14 protein-coding genes are annotated in these 16,222 nt (G+C 69.7%); 8 read left to right on the top strand and 6 right to left on the bottom strand.

Annotated elements, in window-relative coordinates:
- Positions 1-192 precede the first annotated feature (192 nt).
- Entirely contained in the window at positions 193-1,452 is a 1,260-nt protein-coding gene (locus AZL_RS27830) for an MFS transporter (protein WP_148219696.1), read from the top strand.
- Positions 1,453-1,499: 47 nt separating this feature from the next.
- On the opposite strand, the gene AZL_RS27825 is transcribed toward AZL_RS27830, so the two are convergent.
- Positions 1,500-3,380: an FHA domain-containing protein gene (locus tag AZL_RS27825; RefSeq protein ID WP_012977733.1), complete on the bottom strand. Its 1,881-nt coding sequence runs from the start codon at positions 3,378-3,380 to the stop codon at positions 1,500-1,502.
- Between the two features lie 148 nt (positions 3,381-3,528).
- Here AZL_RS27825 and AZL_RS27820 point away from each other — a divergent pair, with 148 nt between their 5' ends.
- The 3 genes from AZL_RS27820 to AZL_RS27810 all read left to right on the top strand — a co-directional run bounded on the left by AZL_RS27820 (position 3,529) and on the right by AZL_RS27810 (position 6,862).
- Complete coding sequence (locus AZL_RS27820) at positions 3,529-4,971, top strand: D-alanyl-D-alanine carboxypeptidase/D-alanyl-D-alanine-endopeptidase (protein WP_305729358.1); 1,443 nt, start codon at positions 3,529-3,531, stop codon at positions 4,969-4,971.
- 180 nt (positions 4,972-5,151) lie between these two features.
- Complete coding sequence (locus AZL_RS27815; RefSeq protein WP_012977731.1) at positions 5,152-5,802, top strand: chemotaxis protein; 651 nt, start codon at positions 5,152-5,154, stop codon at positions 5,800-5,802.
- A 58-nt stretch (positions 5,803-5,860) separates the two neighbouring features.
- Positions 5,861-6,862, top strand: coding sequence for an endonuclease/exonuclease/phosphatase family protein (locus tag AZL_RS27810; protein ID WP_012977730.1), 1,002 nt, complete (start codon positions 5,861-5,863; stop codon positions 6,860-6,862).
- 20 nt (positions 6,863-6,882) lie between these two features.
- On the opposite strand, the gene AZL_RS27805 is transcribed toward AZL_RS27810, so the two are convergent.
- Positions 6,883-7,662 carry an SDR family oxidoreductase gene (locus tag AZL_RS27805; protein WP_012977729.1) on the bottom strand — a complete coding sequence of 260 codons (780 nt, stop codon included), beginning with the start codon at positions 7,660-7,662 and terminating at the stop codon, positions 6,883-6,885.
- Positions 7,659-7,982 (bottom strand): nuclear transport factor 2 family protein, encoded by a 324-nt coding sequence (locus tag AZL_RS27800; RefSeq protein ID WP_012977728.1) that lies wholly within the window; start codon positions 7,980-7,982, stop codon positions 7,659-7,661. Before AZL_RS27800 ends, AZL_RS27805 begins: the two co-directional genes overlap by 4 nt.
- A 110-nt stretch (positions 7,983-8,092) precedes the next feature.
- Here AZL_RS27800 and AZL_RS27795 point away from each other — a divergent pair, with 110 nt between their 5' ends.
- Complete coding sequence (locus AZL_RS27795) at positions 8,093-8,998, top strand: LysR family transcriptional regulator (protein WP_012977727.1); 906 nt, start codon at positions 8,093-8,095, stop codon at positions 8,996-8,998.
- Between the two features lie 80 nt (positions 8,999-9,078).
- The gene (locus tag AZL_RS27790) at positions 9,079-9,549 is read left to right on the top strand and encodes a hypothetical protein (protein WP_247894527.1); all 471 of its coding nucleotides are present in this window, start codon (positions 9,079-9,081) and stop codon (positions 9,547-9,549) included.
- Positions 9,550-9,607: 58 nt separating this feature from the next.
- Here AZL_RS27790 and ahpF read toward each other — a convergent pair whose 3' ends face one another.
- Both ahpF and ahpC read right to left on the bottom strand, forming a co-directional pair.
- Positions 9,608-11,203, bottom strand: coding sequence for an alkyl hydroperoxide reductase subunit F (gene ahpF / locus AZL_RS27785; RefSeq protein WP_012977725.1), 1,596 nt, complete (start codon positions 11,201-11,203; stop codon positions 9,608-9,610).
- A gap of 401 nt (positions 11,204-11,604) precedes the next feature.
- A complete protein-coding gene (gene ahpC, locus AZL_RS27780) occupies positions 11,605-12,168 on the bottom strand; it encodes an alkyl hydroperoxide reductase subunit C (protein ID WP_012977724.1) in 564 nt (187 codons plus the stop codon).
- 232 nt (positions 12,169-12,400) lie between these two features.
- Here ahpC and AZL_RS27775 point away from each other — a divergent pair, with 232 nt between their 5' ends.
- On the top strand, positions 12,401-13,312 hold the full coding sequence (locus AZL_RS27775) for a hydrogen peroxide-inducible genes activator (RefSeq protein WP_012977723.1): 912 nt from the start codon (positions 12,401-12,403) through the stop codon (positions 13,310-13,312).
- A 138-nt stretch (positions 13,313-13,450) separates the two neighbouring features.
- Entirely contained in the window at positions 13,451-14,353 is a 903-nt protein-coding gene (locus tag AZL_RS27770; protein ID WP_012977722.1) for a prephenate/arogenate dehydrogenase family protein, read from the top strand.
- Positions 14,354-14,370: 17 nt separating this feature from the next.
- Here the strand turns inward: AZL_RS27770 and AZL_RS27765 are convergent, their stop codons facing one another.
- On the bottom strand, positions 14,371-16,068 hold the full coding sequence (locus tag AZL_RS27765; protein ID WP_012977721.1) for a methyl-accepting chemotaxis protein: 1,698 nt from the start codon (positions 16,066-16,068) through the stop codon (positions 14,371-14,373).
- Between the last annotated feature and the right edge of the window lie 154 nt (positions 16,069-16,222).

Here is a 16,222-nt window from a genome sequence, read left to right as displayed (position 1 = left end):
TGACGCGCCAGCCAACCACGCCGGCCAGGCCGAGCCATGCCCGCCGCTCATTTCGCACCTGCGCGATTGACGGGCTGCGGCGGATTGCCTCAGCGGGGGCGGGACAAATATCCTGACCCCCTCCCGGTCGCTTTCCGTCCCCTTGCCGCCGGGTTGCAGTCCTCACCCAGCGGCGACAGCGGAGAAACGACCATGGCTTCGGCCGGCCATCACGGCGACATGCCTGCGGAGACCCCGCTGGCCTCTGCCCATCCCGGGCTGGTGCTGCTGGCGCTCGCCATGGGCGGTTTCGCCATCGGAACGACCGAGTTCGCGACGATGAGCCTGCTGCCCTATTTCGCCCGCGGGCTGGGCATCGACGAGCCGACCGCCGGCCATGTCATCAGCGCCTATGCGCTGGGCGTGGTGGTCGGCGCGCCGGTGATCGCGGTGCTGGCGGCGCGGCTGGCGCGGCGGACCCTGCTGATCGGGCTGATGGCGGTCTTCGCCCTCGCCAATGTCGCCAGCGCCTTTTCCCCTTCCTACGGCTGGATGCTGGCCTTCCGCTTCATGAGCGGGCTGCCGCACGGCGCCTATTTCGGCGTGGCCGCCCTGGTCGCCGCCTCGCTGGTGCCGCCGCGGCGCCGGGCGCAGGCGGTGGCGCGCACCATGCTGGGGCTGACGGTGGCGACCATCATCGGCGTGCCGATGGCGAACTGGATCGGCCAGGCGCTGGGCTGGCGCTGGGGCTTCGGCGTCGTCGGGCTGCTGGCGCTGCTGACCGTGGTCCTGGTCTGGATCTTCGCGCCCAAGGACCGTCCGCATCCGGAGTCCAGCCCGCTGCGCGAGCTTGGCGCGCTGAAGCGGCGGCAGGTCTGGCTGACCCTGGGCATCGGCGCCATCGGCTTCGGCGGCATGTTCGCCGTCTACACCTATGTCGCTTCGACCCTGATGGAGGTGACGCGGGTGTCGCCGGCGATGGTGCCGGTCGTGCTGGCGGTGTTCGGCGCGGGCATGACCGTCGGCACGCTGGTCAGCGCCTGGGCCGCAGACCGCGCCCTGATGCCGACCGTCGCCTTCGTGCTGCTGTGGAGCGCCGGCTCGCTGGCGCTCTACCCCTTCGCCGCCGGCGATGTCTGGCTGGTCTCGGCCGTCGTCTTCATGATCGGTTGCGGCGGCGGGCTGGGCACGCCGCTCCAGGCCCGGCTGATGGATGTGGCGGAGGATGCGCAGACACTGGCCGCCGCGCTGAACCACAGCGCCTTCAACGCCGCCAACGCGCTTGGCCCCTGGCTGGGCGGCATGGCGATCGCGGCCGGCTGGGGCTGGACCTCCACCGGCTGGGTCGGCGCCGCGCTGGCGCTGGCCGGTCTGGCGGTGTGGGCGGTGGCGCTGCTCGACGACCGCGCGACCGCCGCCGCCCAGGCCCGGCTGGCCCAGGCACGGCTGGCCGAGGCCTGCGCCGGGGATTGATCATGCGGGATTGATCCTGCGGGCCTGCCCCCGAGCGGCGGGCGGGCTCAGCGTCCCGACAGGTCCCAGGCGATGCGCGCCGGATGTTCGCCGAGGTCGAGGGATCCGATGATGATCTCCCCCCGGCCGGACAGCGGTGCGACGTCGCCCATCTTCAGCAGGCGCTGTTCACCGCCCTGCGGCACCAGACGGGTGCCGTTGCGGCTGAGATCCTCCAGCGTGAAGACGCCGTCGCGCAGCCGCACCAGCGCATGCCGGCGCGAGGCGGAGGCATGGTCGAGCACGATGCCGCATTCGGCGGCGCGGCCGATCACCACATCCTCCCCGGCGTCGGGCAGCGCCACGATCCGCCCCTGGTAGCTCAGCGTCAGCCGGGGGGCCGGGGCGAGCACCGCCTGGATGTCGACCGTCACATCCAGCGTACCGGCCACGGACAAGGCGCCACCGCGCCGCCCGGCCAGCACGCCGGTGCCGGTCACCGAAACCCGCTGGTCGTCGGGGATGGCGGCGATCTTGGCGATCAGCCCGTCGGCCAGCGCGCGCGGGATGCCGGCGGCGCGCAGGCGGCGGCCCAGCCCCTCGCGCACCTCCTTGATGGAGGCGCCGGGGGCCGCCAGCTCCGCCGCCGACTTCACCCGGTTGAACTCGTCGGCGACGCGCTGGATGACGACGCTGATCTTCTTGTGGCCATAGGGGCTGGCGCCGAGGTCGAGCAGATAGCCCAGCCGACCCGCCGCCGTGTTGAAGCGGCCGGCGAGCCGCGTCATCGTCTCCTCGAAGGACAGGTCGATGCCGCCGGTCGCCCACACCGTCTTGCCCCGGCGGGTCAGCGATTCCGCCATGGCCGGACCGCCCATGAAGCCGTCGAAGGCGATCATGCCGTCGGCGATGACGGAAAAGGCGCGGGCGTCGCTGGCCGCCCCGGTGCGGGTCAGCGGGGTCAGCCCGTCCAGTCCGCCGCGAATCCGGTGCAGCAGCGCCTCGCGCGTCCGGGCGAAGCCGAATCCCGTCCCGTCCGACGCCAGCGCGTTGGACAGGGCCAGCAGCGGCTCGGTGTGGGGCAGCCGGTCGTCCAGATCGCCGCGCAGGGCCGCCAGCAACGCCAGGATGGCGGAGGCGAGGTCGGGCGAATAGCCGATCAGGGCGCGGATCGGCTCGCGTCCATCGACGATCTCCGCCGCGAACTCGTCGACCAGCCGGGTGTTCTCGCCATCCTCCTCCTGATGCAGGCGCAGGACGGCGGTCAGCTTGGCGCCCCATTCGCGATGCGGCTCCAGCAACGTGCCGAAGGCGTGGGTGACGATGCGGTCGCGCTCCTCCACCGGCCGGTCGACGGCGGCCAGCAGCAGGCCGGCGATTCCGCCCCGCATCAGCGCCTGGTCGAAGGGCGCCAGCGCGTCGGATTTCTGGGCCAGCTCCTTCAACGCGGTGAACAGGCGGGTGATCTGGTCGTAGCGCTCATGCGGCTTCAGCCCCAGCATCGGCGCCTGGAGGGTGGCGAGACGGCTGATCGCCGGGTTGAACAGCAGGGCCTCGCGTTCGAAATAACGCAACGGGTAATAGCGGTGGAGCTGTTCCGACGGAACCACGCCCTGATCGTCCCAATAGCCGCGCAGCAACCGCAGCAGGGTCATCCGGCTTTCGAACGAAAAGACCTGCAACACATCGGTGCAGAGATTGGCGGTCTCGATCGGCGAGATGGTGGTGAGCTTGGCGCCGCCGGAGGAGGATTTCTGGAAGATCGTCTCCTCCCGGCCGGTGCCGGTGACCTTCACCACCCGCACCACCGGGAACTTGGCGAGGCGCAGCAGGAAGTTGGCGCGCTCCGTCGCCGCCTTCTCCTCGTCGAAGACGCCATCGATGTTGGGCTTGCCGCCCTGTTCGACCACCACCTCGAAGCGCGCTTCGCGCCGCTTGGACATCGCCATTCCGCACCCCCTTGCCCCAATAGGCACCCGACCCCGGCGGCCCGCCCCCCTTGGCCAGCCGCCGGTTACGTCCCCGTTCGCGATTTCCGGCGATTTTTCTCCAAAATACTTTATGAAATCGGCGATCAGAAGCGGAAAGACCCTACCCTTGACCGCGAATAGCTCCCGAAACGATTGCGGCACGCGCCGGTTGCGGCTGGGCCGCCGCTCCTTCCTCGCCCTGCTCGGCGCCCTGCCGGCCGCCGCCGCCGCGCGCGAGCCGGACTCGGCCGCGATCGGCCATATCCTGTTCGATCCGGACGATGGCCGGGTGCTGGACGCGCTGGCGGCCGACACCCCCGTCATCCCGGCCTCGGTGGCGAAGCTGCCGACGGTGGCGGCGGCGCTGGCGCTGCTGGGGCCGGACCACCGCTTCACCACCCGCCTGCTGGCGAGCGGGAGGCTGGCCGACGGGGTGCTGCGCGGCGACCTGATCCTCCAGGGCGGCGGCGACCCGGCGCTGGCGACGGAAGGGCTGCTCCGGCTGCTGGACGGGCTGGCCACGGCAGGGTTGCGGCGGGTCGACGGCCGCTTCCTCCACGACACCTCGCTGTTGCCCGAACTGGCGGAGATCGACGCCGGCCAGCCCTGGGCGGCGCCCTACAACACCGGGGTCGGGGCGCTGGCGCTGAACTACAACCGCGCCCTGCTGAACTGGCGGCGCGGCGGTGCCGGACCCGCCGGGGCCGGGCCGGAGGCGCTGACCGTCGCCGACGCCGGGCGGCTGCCACTGGACAGTGTCGCCGTCCGCGCGATGGCCGACGGCGGCGGCTTCCCGCTGCTGCCCGACGGGGTGGACCGCTGGCGGATGGCGCCGCCGGCCACGGGGGAAGCCGGGACCGCCTGGGTGCCGGTGGCGCGGCCCGGACTGGCCGCCGCCACGCTGGTCCGCCGGCTGGCCGCCGAGGCCGGCATCGCCCTGCCGCCGCCGCAGCCCGGACGCGCGCCGGCCGGGGCGGTGCCGCTGGCGGCGCTGGACAGCCCGCCTCTGACCGAGCTGGCGCGCGGACTGCTGCGCCATTCCAACAACCTGTCGGCGGAGATGATCGGGCTGGCGGCGTCACGACGGCTGGAGCCTGGCGCCGCGACGCTGGAACGCTCGGCGGCGCTGCTGCAACACTGGCTGACCCGCCAGCCGGTCGATTCGCAGTTGGCCGGGGGGGGCTGGAGCGGTCTCAGGCTGGTCAACCATTCGGGGCTGGGCACCGGCTCGCGCGCCACGCCGCGGCAGATGGCGGCGCTGCTGCGCGCCGGCGGCCCCGCCCTGTGGGATCTGCTGCCGGGGGAGGAGGACGGCAAGGCGCTGCCGCCGGGCGTCCATGCCAAATCGGGCACACTGGCCTATGTCAAGGGGTTGGCCGGGCTGCTGACGGCGGCCAGCGGCCAGCGGCTGGGCTTCGCGCTGTTCATCACCGATCCCGCGCGCCGGGCGGCGATGGATGCGGCGCTCGACCGCCGGGTGACCGCCACCCCGCCCCAGGCCCGCGGCTGGGCCGCCGACGCCCGCAAACGGCAGAGCGGGATTCTGGAAAAATGGAGTCTCACCTATTGACTGACATAGGTCATAGGACCGAGTGTGGCGTTTATGAGTAAATACAGTTAAAGTTTGATGCGACGGGCGGCGCGGCCGGGGGTTGCTCGGAATGCAACCGCGGAACCGGTTGACCGCCGGTCGAGCCGAACCATATCCAGCCGACCCGACCCAATCCGACAGCGAGAGCCCCGGACCCGAATGATGAGAGACAGTTCCAGCGCATCGACCGCGCGCAACGTCCTGCGCCGCCGGCTGGAACGTCAGGACGTCGCCGCCAACCGCTATCATGATCGGCGGCTGGGGGCGGAGATCGTGAACATCGTCGTCGGCGGCTGCGTCGTCACCGACGATCCGAACGTCGTCATCACCACCACGCTGGGTTCCTGCGTCGCCGCCTGCCTCTATGACCCGGTGGCGGAAATCGGCGGCATGAATCATTTCCTGCTGCCGGATGCCGGGACCGACACGCTGTCGCTGGCCTCGCGCTACGGCGCCACCGCGATGGAGCATCTGATCAACCGGCTGCTGACCGTCACCGGCCGGCGCGACCGGCTGCGCGCCAAGGTGTTCGGCGGCGCCAACGTCAACCTGACGACGCTGCGCACCGCCAATATCGGCCAGCGCAATGTCGAGTTCGTGATCAGATATCTGGCGACGGAAGGCATACCCACCGTCAGTTGGGACGTCGGCGGCGCCAGTCCGCGCGCCGTGCGCTTCTTCCCCACCAGCGGGCGCAGCCAGCGCCGATTGATCGGCGACGAGGCGCTGCACGACATCACCCGCAACGAATCGTCCTATGTCGAACATCTGCGCAAGTCGCGGATCGAAGGCGACGTCGAGCTGTTCTGATAAGCTCGACCAGCGCGGCGTTCCGCCCGCCCCCCGAGATCCTCCTGCGGAGCGCTCCATGGCCGACACGCTGTTCCGGATCGCCACCTTCAATCTGGAGACTCTGGACGACGACGCCGACGACCCGCCTTTCGAGGAGCGGATCGCCACCCTGCGCCCGCAGCTCGAACGGCTGGAGGCCGACATCCTCTGCCTCCAGGAGATCGATGCCCAGCACCCGGTGAAGAGCGCGCCGCGGATCCTGCGGGCGCTGGCCCGCCTGCTCGACGGCACGCGCTACGCCGGCTATCACGTCACTGCGGGCGATGCCCCGTCGCCGGCCGACCGTCACAACCCGGTGATCGTCAGCCGCTGGCCGATCCGGGCGGCGCGGCTGCTGCGCCATCATCTGGTGCCGCCGGTCCGCGTGCGCCTCGCCACCGCCGACCCGGCGCCGGACACGGAGACCGAGGTCGGCTGGGACCGGCCGGTGCTGCATGCCGAGCTGGAGATGCCGGACGGCCGTGTCCTGCATGTCTTCAACCTGCATCTGCGCGCGCCGATCGCCGCCCCGGTGCCGGGGCAGAAGGCAGGCGCCCAAAGCTGGAAGACGGCGGCGGGCTGGGCGGAGGGCTTCTACCTCGCCTCGATCAAGCGGGCGGGACAGGCGCTGGAGACGCGGATGGCGGTGGACCGGCTGTTCGACGCCGATCCCGAGGCGCTGATCCTGGTGGCCGGCGACTGCAACGCCGACCTGGAGCAGACCGCCGTCCGCATCATCCGCGCCGCCCCCGATTTCACCGGCAATCCGGCGCTGGCGAACCGCGTGCTGGAACCGCTGGAGCAGGCGATCCCGGAGGAACGGCGCTACACCGTTCTCCATGGCGGGACGCCGGTGCTGCTGGATCATCTGCTGGCCTCCCCCCGGCTGGCCGAAGGGCTGCGGCAGGTCGCCATCCACAACGAGGATCTGACCGACGAGGTCGACCACGCCGACGGGCCGTCGCCGGTCAGCTATCACGCGCCGGTGGTGGCCGGTTTCAGCCTTCAGCCTCGGCAAGAGGTTTGTCGAGGTGGCTGATGGACGCCCCCGCACGCGGCTCACGCGGTGGGAACGGTGCCGCCGTCGATGACATATTCCGTTCCGGTTATGGTCCGGGCCCGGTCGGACACGAGGAAGGCGATCAGGTTGGCGATGTCTTCCGGTTTCGATGGGCCGCCGATCGGAATGCCGCCGAGCGAATCCATGATGATCCGCTTGCCGCCTTCATAGTCGGTGCCGGCCTCCTCCGCGAGCCGCTCGGCCAGCCGCACCGCCGCCTCGGTCTCGATCCAGCCGGGAGAAACGCGCACCACGCGCACACCCTTGGGCGAGACTTCCTTCGAAAGGCTCTTGCTGTAGGTCGAGAGCGCGGCCTTCGCGGCGGCATAGGCCGTCGTTGCCCCCGGCAGCGGCAACCGGCTCTGTATGGAGGTCACATGGATGACCACACCACGGCCCTGGGCCACCATCGCCGGCACCAGTGCGCGGTCGACCCTGACGGCGGGCATCAGATTGAGATCAAGCTCCCTGGTCCATTCCGCGTCGCTCAGCGCCGCGAAGCCGCCCGCCGGGGCGGATGACCCGCCCAGCATATGGACGATGACGTCAACCCCGCCCAGCCGCTCCCGAACCGCGGCGGCGAGCGTGGCGCAGCCCTCCGGAGTCGTGAGGTCGGCGCTGACGAACATCTCCTCGGGGAGCGTGTCCGGCCAGGATCGGGCAGCGGTCAGAACGCGGGCGCCGAGGTCACGAAACAGGGCGACGGTGGCCGCGCCGGCTCCGCGCGTGCCGGAGGTCACGAGCGCCCGCTTGCCTGCAAGACTGAGGAACGCGGTCATGGATTGATCTCCAGCCGGGCGATCCGCCCCTGTTCGACCCGGAACGCGAAAACCATCGTGACGGGACTGCCGGGGAACCGCCCGGTCACCTTGGCGAGAATTTCGGTAAGGCCGCCGGCTCCCGTCATCCCGAGCGGCTCGATCCTATGCTGGTACCTGGCCTTCGCCGCGTGCCACCACGCATCGATCGCTTCACGACCGACATGGAACCGCCCCTCGTCCTTGACGATGGCGTCGGGCGCGAAGGCGGCGACCGGAGCCGGGCCGTCGCCCTGCTGATCGGCGTCGATATAGGCCTGGATCGGTGAAGGCAGGATCATGGCGCAAGTCCTCCTGATCGGTGGGTATCTCCGTCCTCGCCAATATGAGTGTGGACACTCGTTCCGATAATCGGGATAAATCGGGATGTGGAATTGCGATTATCGGGACAATGCATCGGACTGAGTTGAACGATCTCGACGCCGTCCTCGCGATCGCGCGCCGGGGCTCGTTTCGCGCCGCGGCGCTCGATCTGGACATGTCCACGACCGCGCTCAGCAACGCCATCGGCAAGCTCGAGGCCGGCCTTGGCGTCCGCCTGTTCAACCGGACGACACGGAGCGTCTCGCTCACCGATGCCGGGCGGGTGTTCGTCGATCAGGTCGGCCCGGCATTGCGGGATGTCCACGGCGCCCTGGAAGCCGTGCGGTCGCAGCAGACAACCCCGTCGGGCACGCTTCGCATCAACGCGTTCGCCATGGCGGCGCGCGAAATCATCTCGCCGCTGGTGCTTGAGTTCCTCCGCCGGAATCCGCGGGTGCATGTCGATCTCGTCACCGAAGGGCGGCTGGTGGACATCGTCGCCGAAGGATTCGATCTTGGTGTCCGGGTGGCCGACCTCGTGCCCAGCGACATGATCGCGATTTCCCTGGGCCGACCGCAGCGATACGCCGTCGTCGGTTCGCCGGCCTATTTCGAGAGGCATGAAAGGCCCCGCGTCCCGCCCGACCTCCTCAATCACCCGTGCATTCGGGTCCGCCTGCCGAACGGAGCGCTTTATCGGTGGCAATTCGAGAAGGACGGACAAGCGACACAGATCGATGTGCGCGGACCGATCACCCTGGACGAGGCCAGCCTTGCACGGATCGCTGTCCTGGAAGCTATTGGGCTCGGTTTCTTCATGGAACAGAACGTGCGTACCGACATCGAGGCGGGTCGTCTCGTTCGCGTGCTCGATGACTGGACGCCGGCGCGGGCCGGGCTCTGCCTCTACTATCCCGGACGGCGCAACCCTTCGGCCGCCCTCAGGGCGTTCATCGGCCTCGCCCGTGAACTCGGCGCGAAGCCGGTTCCGTGATCCTTCGCGATCGGATCGATGGGCCGGACGGCGGTTGGCGGCTCCCATTTCCCCCCAAGACGAGGAGGAGAACGCCGGACATGGCGCTGGATTTGCCGGCGCAACTGGTGGAAAACAGCGGCTTCGGGAATTTTGCGGCGCTTCAACGAGCGCCATTCAACAGGTGCCATTTGGGAGACAGCATGTTCACTGCCGCCAGCTTCCGCGTCGGCGACCGCGTGACCATCCGCAGCGGCCAGTCCATTCCGCAATCCATCGCCACGGTGGAACGCTACACCGAAGGGGGGCGCTGCATGGTGCTGTCCGACGGCAGCGAATGGCGCGCCGACGGGCGGCGCCAGTGGGGCTTCCGCGGCGGCTACTACAAGGGTCCGGTGGTCGAGCCGTTCGAGCCGGGCGACGATGATTTCGTAGCCCGCCGCCGCGTCATCGGCGCGCTGCGCAAGTTCGGCGACGGCCTGACCATGGAGTCGGCCCTGAGCACCGAGGCGTTGCAGCGGATTTTGGATGCGGTGGACAAGGAAAAGGCCGCGGTGAAGGGACAGGGATGATCGCGAAAAAAGCCGGCGGCCCCTCACGGAGCCGCCGGCTTTTTTCATCTCAGCCCACTCACTCCGCCGCGATGGTGGCGGGAGCGGCCTCCTCGGCCGGGACGGTGCGGATCAGATGGTCGAAGGCGGCCAGCGACGCCTTGGCGCCCTCGCCCATGGCGATGATGATCTGCTTGAACGGCACCGTCGTCGCGTCGCCGGCGGCGAAGACGCCGGGCAGCGAGGTCTGGCCGCGGTTGTCCACCTCGATCTCGCCGCGCGGGGTCAGCGCCAGCGTGCCCTTCAGCCATTCGGTGTTCGGCACCAGACCGATCTGCACGAAGATGCCTTCCAGTTCCAGCCGCTTCACCTCGCCGCCGACGCGGTCCTTGTAGGACAGGCCGACGACCTTGCCGCCATCGCCATGCACCTCGGTGGTCTGGGCCGAAACCAGCACGGTGACGTTCGGCAGGCTGTGCAGCTTGCGCTGGAGCACGGCGTCGGCGCGCAGCTGGCTGTCGAACTCGATCAGCGTGACGTGCGAGACGATGCCGGCCAGATCGATCGCCGCCTCGACGCCGGAATTGCCGCCGCCGATCACCGCCACGCGCTTGCCCTTGAACAGCGGGCCGTCGCAGTGCGGGCAGTAGGCGACCCCCTTGTTGCGGTATTCCGCCTCGCCCGGGACATTCATCGAGCGCCAGCGGGCACCGGTCGACAGCACCACGGTGCGCGACCTCAGCGAGGCGCCGCTGGCCAGCTTCACCTCGATCAGGCCGCCTTCCCGCGACGCCGGCACCAGCGCGGTGGCGGTTTGCAGGTTCATCACGTCGACCTCATAGTCCTTGACGTGCTGTTCCAGCGCCGCCGCCAGCTTCGGCCCCTCGGTGTGCGAGACCGAGATGAAGTTCTCGATCGCCATGGTGTCGAGCACCTGTCCGCCGAAGCGCTCCGCCGCCACGCCGGTGCGGATGCCCTTGCGGGCGGCGTAGATGGCGGCGGCGGCGCCGGCCGGGCCGCCGCCGATCACCAGCACCTCGAAGGGGGCCTTGGCCTTGATCTTCTCGGCGGCGCGGGCGACGGCGCCGGTGTCGAGCTTGGCGACGATCTGCGCCACGTCCATCCGGCCCTGGGCGAAGGGCTCGCCATTCAGGAAGACGGTGGGAACCGCCATCACCTGACGCTGTTCGACCTCCTGCTGGAACAGCGCGCCGTCGATGGCGACATGCTTGATCCGCGGGTTCAGCGCGCTCATCAGGTTCAGCGCCTGGACGACGTCCGGGCAGTTCTGGCAGGTCAGCGAGAAATAGGTCTCGAAGCGGAAATCGCCGTCCAGGTTGCGGATCTGCTCCAGCAGCTCCTCGGATTCCTTCGACGGGTGGCCGCCGACCTGGAGCAGGGCCAGAACCAGCGAGTTGAACTCGTGCCCCATCGGCAGGCCGGCGAAGGTCACGCCGTAATCGGTGCCGACGCGGTTGATCGCGAAGGAGGGCTTGCGGGCGTCATGGCCGTTCAGGTCCAGCGCGATCTTGTCGGACAGCCCGGCGATGTCCTCCAGCAGACCCAGCATCTCCTGCGACTTGGCGCCGCCGTCCAGCGAGGCGACCAGGGCGATGGGGTGGGTGATGCGCTCCAGATAGGCCTTCAACTGCGTCTTCAGAGTGGCGTCCAGCATGGCTTTCGTTCCCAACGTCTCGTGTCCGGGGCGGATCGCCCGCGTCATAGTCGCGGCGGTCCGGGCGGAAAAATGGTGGCCCGAGTCAATAGAGCCGGTCGGGCGGGCGGTCTGGTTTTGAAACAGCGAAGAGTTTGAACCGTCATCGTCCTCCCCGCGCAGGCGGGGATCCAGGCTTTGAAAGAACTGCGACAAAGAGCGCGCGCCTGGGTGCCCGCCTTCGCGGGGATGGGGAAACCGGTGACGGAAGCTCGTGACGGGGAGGCTTTGAAAGCCGGCCCGTGAAAAAGATCCTTGCGGCCCGCCGGCCTGTCCAAGGGGGACTTGCATACCCGCCGGAGCGGGGTGGGGACCGGCCGGAGCCGGCCCCCGATCCTCGGGTTTCCCTTCAGGGGAAAGCCTTAGATCTTGCCGACGAGGTCGAGCGACGGGGCGAGGGTCTTCTCGCCTTCCTGCCACTTGGCCGGGCAGACCTCGCCCGGATGGGCGGCGACATACTGGACGGCCTTGATCTTGCGCAGCAGTTCCTTGGCGTCGCGGCCGACGCCGCCGGCGGTGATCTCGACGATCTGGATCTTGCCGTCCGGATCGACGACGAAGGTGCCGCGGTCGGCGAGGCCGACTTCCTCGATCAGGACCTCGAAGTTGCGGCTGATGGCGAGCGTCGGGTCACCGATCATGGTGTAGCCGATCTTGCCGATGGCCGGCGAGGTGTCGTGCCAGGCCTTGTGGCAGAAGTGGGTGTCGGTCGAGACGCTGTAGATCTCGACGCCCAGCTTCTGGAACTCGGCGTAGTTGTCGGCCAGATCCTCCAGCTCCGTCGGGCAGACGAAGGTGAAGTCGGCCGGGTAGAAGAACACGACCGACCACTTGCCCTTCAGGTCGGCGTCGGTCACGTCGATGAACTTGCCGTTCTTGTACGCGGTCGCCTTGAAGGGCTTAATCTCGCTGTTGATCAAGGACATTTGTGTTCTCCGATAGGGTGCGATGATTGGGGCGCCTCAACCCCCGGCCGGGGCCGTGACATGCCCGACTTAGTGCGGCGCACCGGGTCGAACAAGGGGGCCGTATCAGGCGGCTGGGGCAAGGCGTTGGTCCGTGTCCCGTTGACCCGTGGAGGAATACGGGAAATCTGTGATCAAGAGAAGTAGAAAATACCAATTGAACTGATCGATAAATCCGATTACATAACCGGACATGAAACCACTCCCCACCCTGCGCCAGCTCCGCTATCTCGTCGCCGTCGTCGACCGCTGCCATTTCGGCCAGGCGGCGGAGGCCTGCCTCGTCAGCCAGTCGACGCTGAGCGCCGGTTTGCAGGAGCTGGAGGATCTGCTGGGCGCCACGCTGGTGGAGCGCACGCGCCGCTCGGTGCTGCCGACCCCGCTCGGCCGCGAGATCGCGGAGCGGGCGCGCCAACTGCTGAAAGGGGCGGAGGAGCTGGTCGACATCACCCGCTCGGCCGCCGACCCGATGTCGGGGGCGCTGCATCTGGGGGTGATCCCGACCATCGGCCCCTTCCTGATCCCCCGCGTGATGCCGGCCCTGCGCGAGACCTTTCCCCGCCTGCGTCTCTATCTGCGCGAGGACCAGACGGCGCGGCTGCTGGAGCAGCTGAGCGCCGGCAAGCTCGACGCCGCGCTGCTGGCCCTGCCCTACCCGATGGGCGACCTGGAGACGGAGGACATCGCCGAGGACCGCTTCTCCTTCGTCTGCCCCACCGGCCACCGGCTGGGCGGCGGCGACCCGGCGCAGCCGGTGACGGTGCCGCCGGAGGATCTGCTGCTGCTGGAGGACGGCCATTGCCTGCGCGACCACGCCATGGCCGCCTGCGCGCTGGACAGCACGCCGCACAACACCGCCTTCCAGGGCACCAGCCTGCACACGCTGGTGCAGATGGTGGCGAACGGGCTGGGGGTGACGCTGCTGCCGCAGATGGCGGTCGATTCGGGCATCCTGCGCGGGCTGGATCTGGCGGTGCGGCCGCTGGGCGCCGACCGTCCGGGCCGGCGCATCGCGCTCGCCTGGCGCCGCACCTCCGGCCGGAAGGAGACCTTCCAGCGCCTGGCCGAAGCGCTCAGGGCGGAGATGACGGCGAAGGAGGGCTGAACAGCCCCGGCCCGAACCGTCGCTTCCGCTCAAACTATCGCTTGGTCCGGCGGACGCGAGGTGGTTTAAACGGGACGGTTTTCCGCCATGGCCACCGCCACCCCGCCGTCCAACCCGCTTTCCGGGACACCCCGCGTCATGCCCTCCGCCACCAACGACACCGCCCCCCTGTTCGACCGCGTCGCCATCGTCGGCATCGGCCTGATCGGCTCCTCCCTGGCGCGGGCGCTGACGGAATATGGGATCGCGCGGCGGGTCGTCTGCGCCGACCGCAGCGGGGATGCCTGCACCAAGGCGCTGGAGCTGGGCATCGTGGCGGAGGCCACCACCGATCTGGCCGCCGCCCTGGCCGGGGCGGATCTGGTGGTGCTGGCGACCCCGGTCGGCAGCTTCGCCAGCGTGGGCGAGGCCATCGGGCCGCTGCTGCGCCCCGGCACCATCGTCACCGATGTCGGTTCGGTCAAGCAGGCGGTCCTGCGCGACGTCGGGCCGCACCTTGCCGAAGGCGTCCATCTGATCCCCGGCCATCCGGTGGCGGGCACCGAGCATTCAGGGCCGGAGGCCGGCTTCGCCACCCTGTTCCAGGGCCGCTGGTGCATCCTGACCCCGCCGCCCGGCGCCGACGACGGGGCGCTGGAGCGGGTGACGGAGCTGTGGCGCCGCGTCGGCTCCACCGTGGAGATCATGGAGGCCAACCACCATGACCGCGTGCTGGCCATCACCTCGCATCTGCCGCACCTGATCGCCTACACCATCGTCGGCACCGCGTCGGACCTGGAGGAGGACACCAAGTCCGAGGTGATCAAATTCTCGGCCGGCGGTTTCCGCGACTTCACCCGCATCGCCGCCAGCGATCCGGTGATGTGGCGCGACATCTTCCTGAACAACCGCGAGGCGGTGCTGGAGATCCTCCAGCGCTTCACCGAGGATCTGACGGCGCTGCAACGCTCGATCCGCTGGGGCGAGGGCGAGCATCTCCAGGACCATTTCACCAAGACCCGCGCCGTGCGCCGGGGCATCATCGACGCCAAGCAGGCATAAGAAGGGGCGAGCGGCCTCTACGACGCCCGCAGCGCCCCCAGAAAGCCATCCACCTCCTGCCGCATCCGGCCGGCGTCGTCCGTCACCGTGTCGACCGAACGCACCATCACCCCGCTCGCCTGTTCGGCCGACGCGGCGGCGGCGGTGACGGCGGCGATGTTGTCGGACACGCTGCGGGTGCCGTCGGCGGCGTCCTGGATGTTGGCGGCGATCTCCCCCACGGCGGCGGACTGCTGCTCGACCGCGGCGGCGACCTCGGACGCGATCTCGTTCAGGCGGGCGATGGTGCGGGTGACGGCGCCGATGGTGTCGACCGCGGTGTCCGAGGCGTTCTGGATCTCGGCGATGCGCGCCTGGATCTCGGCGGTGGCCTTCGCCGTCTGGCCGGCGAGCTGCTTGACCTCGCTCGCCACCACCGCGAAGCCCTTGCCGGCCTCGCCCGCCCGCGCCGCCTCGATGGTGGCGTTCAGCGCCAGCAGATTGGTCTGGCCGGCGATGCCGGCGATCATGTCCACCACCTTGCCGATCTCGTCCGCCGCCTCGGCGAGGCTGCCCATCACCGCGGTGCCGCGTTCGGCGTCGCGGGTGGCGTCGGCGGCGATGCCGGCGGAATCGGCGACCAGCCGCGAGATGCCGGCGAAGCTGGCCGACAGTTCCGCCGTCGCGGCGGCGACGCTGTCGACATTGGCCGAGGCGCGGCCGGCGGCCGACGACACCGCGTCGGAATGGCGCGCCGTCTCCGCCGCCCCCTCCGCCATCGCGCCGGACGCGGCGGCCATCTCGGCGGTGGAGGCCGCCAGCGCCTCGACCAGCCGCTTCACCGTCGCCTCGAAGCCGTCGGCGAGCGTCCGCAGCTCGCGGCGGCGCTCCTCGGCGGCGGCGGCCTTCAGACGCTCCTGCTCCTGCTGGAGGCGTTCGGCGTCGAGCATGGTATCCCGGAAGACGCGGGCGGCGGTCGCCATCCGGCCGATCTCGTCGCGGCGCCCCTCCTCGAAGCTGGCGCTGAAATCGCGGGCGGCCAGCCGCTCCAGGGCGCCGGCGACGTCCAGGATCGGGCGGGAGATGCCGCGCACCAGCACGGCGCCGAAGCCGAGCGCCAGCAGGGTGCACAGCGTCACCCCGCCCAGCACCATGCCATGGGCGCTGCCGTAGACCGCCGCCCCCTGGTCGGCGACGGCGCCGGCGTCGGCCATCGTGCCCTCGACCAGGGCGCCGAGCGCCTCCTGCACGCGGGCGAAGGCGACGGCGCTCGGGCGCTTGAAGACGCTGACGGCGGACTGGGCGTTGCCGTCGCGCGCCTGGGCGCGCACCCGCTCGGCCGCGGCGGTGTAGGCGGTCCAGGCCTCGTCGAACGCCGCCAGCCTCGCCGCGCCCTCGCCTCCGCCAAAGCGGGTTCCGGCGGCCTGCCGGCGGGCGGCCACCTCGGCCACCGCCTCGGTCCAGCCCTTTTCCGCCTGGTTCACCTGCATCTCGTTGGTCGCGAGCGCATAGGCGGCCTCGGCGATGCGGTGGCTCTGCGCGGCCGAGGTCAATTGACCGGCGAGCTGCGTCGCGGGAAGCGAACGGCCGCGCATCGTCTCGGCGGCATTGTTTAGTATTTCAAGCCGACTCAGCGTGAAAAGACCGAAGGCGCCGGCCATGACAACTGTTCCGAGCACCGCGACGATGATCTTGGCGCGGATGGTAAGTCGTCCAAATGCACGGATTTTAGCCATTCTGCCCGCATCCCCGCCAAGTCATCAGCAAGACAAGGTCCCGCCCGATGGAATCATCGTGTCCTCAATGATAATAATCTGAATGTTTAAAATTATCAACGCGGAAGGCGAGTGGATTGCTCGGGTATCGGACTGGCGGGACGAAACAGCCGCC

Source organism: Azospirillum sp. B510, assembly GCF_000010725.1.
Lineage (GTDB): Bacteria > Pseudomonadota > Alphaproteobacteria > Azospirillales > Azospirillaceae > Azospirillum > Azospirillum lipoferum_B.
This window is presented reverse-complemented; position numbering and strand designations above follow the sequence as displayed.